Origin of the sequence: Xenorhabdus budapestensis (genome assembly GCF_002632465.1) — a bacterium.
Classification (GTDB): domain Bacteria; phylum Pseudomonadota; class Gammaproteobacteria; order Enterobacterales; family Enterobacteriaceae; genus Xenorhabdus; species Xenorhabdus budapestensis.
The window spans coordinates 118,757-127,144 of sequence record NZ_NIBS01000011.1 but is presented as its reverse complement, the minus strand read 5'-3'; the positions used below and the strand labels follow the sequence as shown (position 1 = coordinate 127,144).

The window sequence follows — 8,388 nt, the reverse complement described above, 5'->3', positions numbered from 1 at the left end:
TCGTCCTCACTGGTATAACAATGGGTTAACGCCCAATGAGTCAGAACGATTATTTTGGAAAAACGCTAAGCCAGTGACCAATTTTTGTTGACCACAACACTTGGAAAAGGCGGGAAGGCGGCTGTAAAAGGGTTAGGGAACCCCTTCAAGGACAAGACTGCTAAAGAAATTGATGCTATGTTTAGAAAAAAAGGGTTTAAACCTCGTGGCGAAGATCCAGCGGGAGGTACAGGAGGGTATGTAAATCCCAAAACTAAACGTTCATATCATATCGATCCCAAAGAATGGGGAAACTATAGAGAACCCAATCATGTTGACGTAAATAGGCCTAAGGGTAGTACTCTCCCTAAAAAGAAATATCCATATAAGGAGGATTAATAGAATATGAATACTTACATATCTTCAGAAGATATTTTTATTACCCTGTCAAGATTTAGAATGTTTTTAAATCATTCCTGGCCTGCTATAGATGAAATACTCTATGACCATGATTGGGATGATGATCAGGAATTTATCGATGAATGGATGGATGCAAACTGGTCTTTATTGGTAGGACGTCGGCTCTTTGGCAAAGATAGTGAAATTCAACCCTATGCCTTAGGAACAATATACATGTTGAAAAATAGCTACAACAGAATCATTGTTACAATTGATAACAAAAAATATATTTTCTCTGAGTTCTCCTCGTCAGAGGATGGACTAACCACTGCACCACCTTTTGATATGATGAGAATTGTATCATTGGAAGGAAATATCAGTGCAGTCCCGTTTAAAAGAGAACATTTAACTTTAGAATATAGTAATCAATAGAGTTTATTATTTAATTAGTTTATATTTTTTGATAAGATTAATAAATCTTAAAAAATTATTGGCTCGCTTATCGGCGAGCCTTTTTTATATGGATTATACTTTTATACGATTAATTCCAATGGGAATATATTCTAAATGATTATGTTATCGCTTATGAAAAAGAACCGTATGGTATGTCGTAGTCCGGCCTAAACTGACACGCTATTATTCTCCCGCTCTGGGGCGCTTTTTGCAGACTGACTCCGCTGGAACAGAGGGGGGCCTGAACCTCTATGCCTATACCGGCAACGACCCCGTTAACCTTGTTGACCCGACAGGACAATGGGGGGAGACTGCAAGTACAGTTCTGGATTACATACCTATTGTTGGTGGAGCTAAAGGGATCTACGAGTTTACTGGTCAATCTGGTAAAAAATATGTCGGCCAGTCATCAAATATTCCAGGACGTCTTGAGCAGCATTCACGTTCCGGTAAGCTACCGACTGGCAATTCAGTCATAACAACGCCTGTTCCTGGTGGAAAACAGCAAAGGGAGATTGCGGAACAGAAAAGACTCAACAACCACCGACTAAAGTCGGTGGGTTAGTGATTAACGGACTGAAAGTCCGGATACGCATCGTTCAGCTGTTGTGCCCGCCCGGATTTGGCCGCTTTCGTTATTAATCGCCTGAGCGGTCAGTTGCAGGTTGTGCTGACCGGCAATTTTCCCTTCAGTATTAGTTAGCTGCCCGGTGGTCAGGGTGATATCCCCGTTCGACGCCGTTATCTGCCCCTGTCGGTTATCCATCTCGTCAGCCACCACGGTCATGCCGGCTGAGGCGACTAACTGGCCTTGCTGGTTATTCAGCCGGTTTTTTACCGTCACCTGAAGCTGGCCGTCTTCGGCCGCAATGATTTGGCCCGACTGATGATTCAGTTCGCCGTTATCCAGCCGCTGTTTTTGCGGGTTCTCTTGATGATTATTCTGCTGTTCTTCCGTCAGGGTGTGGTTATTCAGCGTCTCCGCATTGACCTTCACCGTACCATTGGCGGAAATTATTCCGCTGCCGTTATCCAGTTCATGCTGAACAGCCAGCGTCATTGCACCGGCACCCCGTTGGGTCATCTTCCCTAAACGGTGATCCAGTGACTGAATATGGGCCGTGATATGTTGTGCCGACGTCTCGCTTTTCACCAGATGGTAATCCCCCCCATCCAGTTTCAGTTCACCGTCAGAAATCAGGCGACCGGCTTTGCCCTGAAAGTGGGCCGTGTCAAGGGCCATCACGCCGGTTCCGGCATGGATCAGTCTGCCGTTATCATTCGTAATGCGCTGCGCCTTCAACGTCAAATCCTGCCCGCGGGATTCAATGATCCCGGCCGTATTGTCAATCCCGGCCGGGTGCTCCAGGATGAGAGACGGCGGCCCGGTCTGGGTAATTTTACCCTGATGGTTATTCAGTTTCTGGCTGCGGAGGGTCAGCGTTTCAGCCCGTAACCGGCCACGCGTGTTATCAATCCGTTCCGGCGCCGATAACGTAAGATGTTGACGGGCGCTGACGTGGGCATCCTGTAAATGTAACTGCGTGTCAGACGTCAGTGTCAGATCGCCGGCCTCCGTTTGACTGCCCGCCAGTGAAAGATCTTTTGCGTTCACCGATAACCGGTCATGGGCCAGATTCTGCCCGTGAAGCCGGGCTTCCTCTGTGGTTTTTAGGGTCAGGTTACCGTGTTGGGTCAGCCTGAGCGCGTTATCCATACCGGCTGCCAGAGTACTGCCCTGATGGCTATACAATGATGTGCTTTGGCTTTCAAGGTGGCGCCCGGCCAGTATGCGCCCCTGGTTGTCGAGGTGTCCGCGGGTCGTGATTGTCATGTCCTGCCCGGCGGTGATGTCTCCCTCATTTATCAGGTTGCCCTGATCATCCGTACAAATAAGAAAAACATCAAAAGAATGCACTACGAATTGTTATTCAACCTAATTTATTAAAAATAATAATCAATATTTAAAAAATAACAAAAAATACAAATACATTAATATTAGTAACTTAATTGGCAATTTTTACTTACATATTCTATAAATTATCTATACTTGGTTCAGCTAATAAACATTAAAGGTATATAATCATGGTAACAAGAAAAGCGCTTCTAATGACGTTGGCTACGTCCTGCCTTATATATGGTTCATTAGCCAATGCAAATTCACATACTATAGGAATAGGATATGCGAAAAGTAAGATAGCCAAAGTAACAAAACTTCAGGGAGCTAATGTTTACTATCGCTATGAATGGGATTCTCCAATCAGTATTGTTGGAACATTCACCTATATGAGAGGAGATGATTCATTACCAAGTTTCCTGGATTACAACTCACGAGCCATACAGTCGACTGACGGGGGGCCCCCTAAAAGATACTTATTTGCGAAATACTCTGGGCCAGTAACTGAAAAACCTGATGCAAAATATTTTTCTCTGATGCTGGGACCGGCCTATCGTATAAACGATTATGTGAGTATATATGGTTTACTGGGGATTTCACATACCTCATTCAATGCAAAGCGATGGACAGATAGTTATTTACTAAATCGCCCTTATATAGTCAGCGCTGAAAATAAACAACCAAGCTATCCAGGAATATCTGCCAACGATGTTGATCAGGTGGGGAAACATGTGTCTATTCGGGTTCCTCAAAAGACAAATAATATTGCCTATGGTGCCGGTATTGAAGTTAATCCCGTTAAAAATATCAGCCTTTATTTCAATTATGAAGGCTCCATAACAAAATACCAGAAAATGACAACTGACCCCTTTGCATATGAAATCCTTGCTAACGGCAGAAATGGGCCATATGACACAAAATCAGCCAAAACTAAGTTAATACACGGATTTAACATTGGTATAGGATATAAGTTCTAATTAGAAAAACATAAATCGCTATGTGAATAAAATAAACAACAGTTTTTTCATATTTTATAAATCACCTATAATTAGATCAGTTAACAATATGAAAGGTCTCTCATCATGGTAACGAAAAAAGCGCTTCTAACAACTTTAGCTTTATTCAGCTTTATCTATGGTTCATTAGCTAATGCTGATACACATACCATAGCTGCAGGGTATGCAAGAGGCAAGATAACCAAACCTGCTGACAAAATTAATCTTAATGGATTTAACATTCATTATCGCTATGAATGGGACTCCCCAGTCAGCATAATTGGTCAATTCACTTATATGCAGGGTCATGGTAACAGGAGTTTTCCGTTTTATAATTCGTTTGGGAATTCTATTCCTGGTAGATCTGCATATTTTGAGGCAAAAAATTCATATAGAGCAAAATATTTTTCCCTAATGGCAGGCCCAGCTTACCGCATAAATGATTATCTGAGCATTTATGGTCTACTTGGTATTTCTCATGTAACATATCATATAAGCGCTCCCTTCGGAGTGAGTGATAATATTAATAATATAAATCCTACTACTGGATTCGAGGGAACGTGGCTAGGTCTTGATCCGATAGGGATGAATGAATATATTGATAACACGCATAATACTAAATTTTCTCTGCGCACTAATAATATTGCCTATGGTGCTGGTATTGAAATTAATCCCGTTAAAAATATCACTCTTTACCTCGCTTATGAAGGTACACTGTCAAAATTTACTGACACAATTCCATATGGTGAGGGGACAAACAACTATATTAATGGATTTAATGTTGGTATAGGATATAGATTTTAAGTAAAAAAATAGCGATGTTTTAAATTTATTAATTTGAACAGAAGGAAGGTACTACTCAAATATTTAATACCATTGAATATTGAGTAGTACCTTCCTTCTTCCATTTGATGAACATTCTGCTTCACTTTTTCATGTAATTTACTTTTACAACGGAGGAAGCTCAGACAATGGCCAGCGAGCTTTAACAGTTACGCCTAAAGCGCCTTTGGTAACGCTTTTCAAGCGGATCACCCCTGTTAATGCAATCATTGCTCCATTATCAGTGCAAAATTCAGGGCGGGCATAAAACACTTCACCACACAATTTTTCCATCGTATTTTGCATACTAATGCGTAATACCCGGTTTGCACTAACCCCTCCCGCCATAACTAATCGTTTAAAACCAGTCTGCTCTAGTGCTCGTTTGCATTTTATTGTCAGCGTATCAACAACAGCATTTTCAAATGCATAAGCAATGTCTGCTTTAGTCTGTTCATCTTGTTCAGCATCACCACCACCAATGTGCTTATGAATAGTATTGGCTGCGAAAGTTTTCAAACCTGAGAAACTAAAATCCAGTCCCGGACGATCCGTCATTGGGCGGGGGAAAACAAAACGACCTGCCTTACCTTTCTGTGCCATGCGGGAAAGAGCCGGGCCTCCCGGATAATCCAGTCCCAATAATTTTGCCGTCTTATCGAAAGCTTCACCTGCGGCATCATCAATGGATTCACCCAATAATTTATATTCACCAATACCAGTCACACTGATGAGCTGAGTATGCCCGCCAGAAACCAGTAATGCGACAAAAGGAAATTCAGGTCTGTTTTCTTCCAACATAGGTGCCAATAAATGGCCTTCCATATGATGAACAGGAATGGCGGGTACATCCCACGCGAAAGCCAATGAACGGCCAATAGTTGCTCCAACCATCAATGCCCCTACTAATCCCGGGCCTGCGGTATAAGCAACAGCGTCAATATCTTTACTGGTTAAGCCCGCCTCCTTCAAGGCCGCCTGAATCAGCGGAACCGTTTTACGAATGTGATCACGGGATGCAAGCTCAGGCACAACCCCTCCATAATCAGCATGTAGTTTTACCTGACTGTACAATTGATTGGCTAGCAGACCGGATTTGTCATCATAAATTGCGATTCCGGTTTCATCGCAGGACGTTTCTATACCTAAAACTCGCATTGTACTTGTCACTCGCCACTATAATTAAAGCAAACGCCAGTGTATCACTATCTACTTACAACCACACTATTCACATCAACTCAATTACAATCGTCTCCATTTACAAGCTGACTCTTTCTTCTGTTTAGTCTATAATCAGCCCCCTACTTGAATATCCTGTGTGGTTAATGTTAATAACGCCAGCATTAGATTGTTCGTTTTACGTCCCAAAAAACAAACTATAATCTGCGGCGTTATGTGTTTCAATTTTCCTCGGCACTTTACAAGGCCGTGTTCATTGAAGTAAAATTCCGCACCATTTTTAAAGACGGCTGGCACTATCGCGCCAGCGAAAAACCCGATTTCTATTGAGGTGAGAGGCACATGCCAGTAATTAAAGTACGTGAAAACGAGCCATTTGACGTAGCTCTGCGTCGCTTCAAGCGTTCTTGCGAAAAAGCAGGCGTATTAGCAGAAGTTCGTCGTCGTGAATTCTATGAAAAACCAACGACTGAACGTAAACGTGCTAAAGCATCTGCAGTTAAGCGCCACGCTAAAAAGCTGGCTCGTGAAAACGCACGCCGCACTCGTTTGTACTAAATCTTTGCGGTCTATCCGCATAGTGGGTTATATTGACAAACTACTGCAGTTAAAGGCCGTGCTTTCCCAGAGAAAGCGCGGCTTATTCTCGTTCATCAACAGGCGTAAAAGGGCTTATGGCTGGACGAATTCCACGCACATTTATCAATGACTTATTAGCCAGAACCGATATCATTGATCTTATCGATGTCAGAGTGCCTCTTAAAAAGAAAGGTAAAAACCATCAGGCGTGTTGTCCTTTTCATAACGAAAAAACCCCTTCATTTACTGTTAATGGCGATAAACAGTTTTATCATTGCTTCGGTTGTGGGGCTCATGGTAATGCCATTGATTTTTTAATGAATTATGACAGGTTAGACTTTGTCGAATCCATTGAAGAGCTGGCTGCTATGCACGGGCTGGAAGTCCCTTATGAGGCAAGTTCTGGCGGCGGCCATATTGAGCGCCACCAACGACAAAATCTTTATCAGTTGATGGATAAACTAAACAGTTTCTATCAACATTCACTGACAATACCAAACGGACAGGCAGCCTGGCAATATCTGGCCAGGCGCGGGCTCAGTGAAGAAGTCATTCAGCGTTTTTCAATCGGCTTCGCTCCGGCGGGGTGGGATAATACCCTGAAACGGTTTGCCCATAACGCAGAAGAGCGCAAGCAATTAAACGACGCCGGAATGCTGGTCACGAATGACAACGGTCGCACTTATGACCGTTTCCGTGAACGTATTATGTTCCCTATCCGTGATCGCCGGGGCCGTGTCATTGCATTTGGTGGCAGAGTGCTGGGAGATGCACTTCCCAAATACCTCAATTCACCGGAAACAGAGATTTTCCATAAAGGCCGTCAATTATATGGCCTTTATGAAGCACAGCAAAACCACAATTCCCTTTCAAGGTTATTGGTGGTTGAAGGTTATATGGATGTTGTCGCGTTGGCTCAGTTTGGCATCGATTATGCTGTAGCTTCGCTGGGAACGTCCACAACAGCCGAGCACGTTCAGTTACTTTTTCGGACAACCGATAACGTCATCTGTTGTTACGATGGAGACCGTGCAGGTCGTGATGCTGCATGGAGGACACTGGAAACAGCACTACCCTATCTGAATGACGGCCGGCAATTACGTTTTATGTTCTTGCCAGATGGTGAAGATCCGGATTCACTGATCCGTAAAGAAAAGCGTGAATCTTTCGAACAGAGAATGGAAAAGGCACAAACTTTATCTGGGTTTCTGTTCGATTCACTGCTACCACAGGTTGATTTGAGTACTCCGGAAGGCGCAACCAAGCTTAATTCACTTGCTATGCCATTGATTAGTCAGGTTCCGGGAGAAGCATTGCGGCTCTATCTGCTTAAAGAACTTGGGAAACTACTGGGCATACCTGATACGACACAATTGGAACGATCTCTGGCAAAACTTGTCAAAAAAGATACCAATACATATCAGGCACTAAAACTGAAACCAACAACAATGCGCATACTTATCGCATTGCTGGTACAAAATCCGCATTTAGCGACATTAGTTCCTTCATTACAGGGAATGTTTTCTGCTCAAATAGCGGGATTACCGTTATTTATAGAGCTTGTCGACACATGCCTTGCCCAACCAGGCTTAACAACCGGGCAGCTTTTGGAGCAATACCGCGACAATAAGTACGCAAAACAGCTTGAAAAACTCGCCGCATGGAACGATATACAGATAGAAGAAATTGCTGAAAAAACGTTTAGTGATGCGTTGAATCATCTTTTCGCATCAGCTCTGGATGAACGTTTCAATTTTTTGATTGCTAAAGAGAGAACAGAAGGATTGACCCCGGAAGAGCGTGAAGAAGTCCGGTTAATCACAGAATCCGGAGCCAAAAAATAGATGTTGTTTCAATTAGGGCTGTGTTACCTGACAGATTTGATCCAATCTATATGTGTAACATGGTTTAATAAAACTGATTTTCTGAAACTGAGTTGCTGAAAACAGTCAGATAAAACAGACTCTGAATCAAAATTTCGGATCATAGATACAGAATTTACGGCTTAAATGCCGAATGAGGTAGGGAGATAACCCTACAGTTGCCGCTATTGAGGGCAGTGGCAATATAACGAAAATGCCCCTA

General features: G+C 42.9%; 9 protein-coding genes. 7 read left to right on the top strand and 2 right to left on the bottom strand.

Annotation, left to right across the window (positions count from 1 at the left end; all coding sequences use genetic code 11):
- Positions 1–84 precede the first annotated feature (84 nt).
- The 3 genes from Xbud_RS11710 to Xbud_RS20525 all read left to right on the top strand — a co-directional run bounded on the left by Xbud_RS11710 (position 85) and on the right by Xbud_RS20525 (position 1,396).
- Positions 85–378: a polymorphic toxin type 37 domain-containing protein gene (locus Xbud_RS11710; protein WP_145956627.1), complete on the top strand. Its 294-nt coding sequence runs from the start codon at positions 85–87 to the stop codon at positions 376–378.
- A 6-nt stretch (positions 379–384) separates the two neighbouring features.
- The gene (locus tag Xbud_RS11705) at positions 385–810 is read left to right on the top strand and encodes a hypothetical protein (RefSeq protein ID WP_099136228.1); all 426 of its coding nucleotides are present in this window, start codon (positions 385–387) and stop codon (positions 808–810) included.
- Positions 811–1,003: 193 nt separating this feature from the next.
- Positions 1,004–1,396 (top strand): RHS repeat-associated core domain-containing protein, encoded by a 393-nt coding sequence (locus Xbud_RS20525; protein ID WP_099136227.1) that lies wholly within the window; start codon positions 1,004–1,006, stop codon positions 1,394–1,396.
- A 3-nt stretch (positions 1,397–1,399) separates the two neighbouring features.
- Here the strand turns inward: Xbud_RS20525 and Xbud_RS11695 are convergent, their stop codons facing one another.
- A complete protein-coding gene (locus Xbud_RS11695; RefSeq protein WP_145956626.1) occupies positions 1,400–2,665 on the bottom strand; it encodes a hypothetical protein in 1,266 nt (421 codons plus the stop codon).
- Between the two features lie 251 nt (positions 2,666–2,916).
- On the opposite strand from Xbud_RS11695, the gene Xbud_RS11690 reads away from it, so the two are divergent.
- The gene (locus tag Xbud_RS11690) at positions 2,917–3,705 is read left to right on the top strand and encodes an Ail/Lom family outer membrane beta-barrel protein (protein WP_099136225.1); all 789 of its coding nucleotides are present in this window, start codon (positions 2,917–2,919) and stop codon (positions 3,703–3,705) included.
- A gap of 105 nt (positions 3,706–3,810) precedes the next feature.
- Positions 3,811–4,527, top strand: a complete 717-nt coding sequence (locus tag Xbud_RS11685) for an Ail/Lom family outer membrane beta-barrel protein (protein WP_099136224.1) — start codon at positions 3,811–3,813, stop codon at positions 4,525–4,527.
- 144 nt (positions 4,528–4,671) lie between these two features.
- On the opposite strand, the gene tsaD is transcribed toward Xbud_RS11685, so the two are convergent.
- On the bottom strand, positions 4,672–5,703 hold the full coding sequence (gene tsaD / locus Xbud_RS11680) for a tRNA (adenosine(37)-N6)-threonylcarbamoyltransferase complex transferase subunit TsaD (RefSeq protein ID WP_099136223.1): 1,032 nt from the start codon (positions 5,701–5,703) through the stop codon (positions 4,672–4,674).
- 363 nt (positions 5,704–6,066) lie between these two features.
- Here tsaD and rpsU point away from each other — a divergent pair, with 363 nt between their 5' ends.
- Together rpsU and dnaG are read left to right on the top strand one after the other, a co-directional pair.
- A complete protein-coding gene (gene rpsU / locus Xbud_RS11675; protein ID WP_001144069.1) occupies positions 6,067–6,282 on the top strand; it encodes a 30S ribosomal protein S21 in 216 nt (71 codons plus the stop codon).
- A gap of 116 nt (positions 6,283–6,398) precedes the next feature.
- The gene (gene dnaG / locus Xbud_RS11670) at positions 6,399–8,147 is read left to right on the top strand and encodes a DNA primase (RefSeq protein ID WP_099136222.1); all 1,749 of its coding nucleotides are present in this window, start codon (positions 6,399–6,401) and stop codon (positions 8,145–8,147) included.
- Positions 8,148–8,388: the final 241 nt, after the last annotated feature.

Bases quoted from the DNA above. Each gene is read 5' to 3' on its own strand.
- Xbud_RS11705 (WP_099136228.1), top strand. From the start codon at position 385: ATGAATACTTACATATCTTCAGAAGATATTTTTATTACCCTGTCAAGA.
- Xbud_RS11695 (WP_145956626.1), bottom strand. From the start codon at position 2,665: ATGACAATCACGACCCGCGGACACCTCGACAACCAGGGGCGCATACTG.
- Xbud_RS11690 (WP_099136225.1), top strand. From the start codon at position 2,917: ATGGTAACAAGAAAAGCGCTTCTAATGACGTTGGCTACGTCCTGCCTT.
- Xbud_RS11685 (WP_099136224.1), top strand. From the start codon at position 3,811: ATGGTAACGAAAAAAGCGCTTCTAACAACTTTAGCTTTATTCAGCTTT.
- tsaD (WP_099136223.1), bottom strand. From the start codon at position 5,703: ATGCGAGTTTTAGGTATAGAAACGTCCTGCGATGAAACCGGAATCGCA.
- rpsU (WP_001144069.1), top strand. From the start codon at position 6,067: ATGCCAGTAATTAAAGTACGTGAAAACGAGCCATTTGACGTAGCTCTG.
- dnaG (WP_099136222.1), top strand. From the start codon at position 6,399: ATGGCTGGACGAATTCCACGCACATTTATCAATGACTTATTAGCCAGA.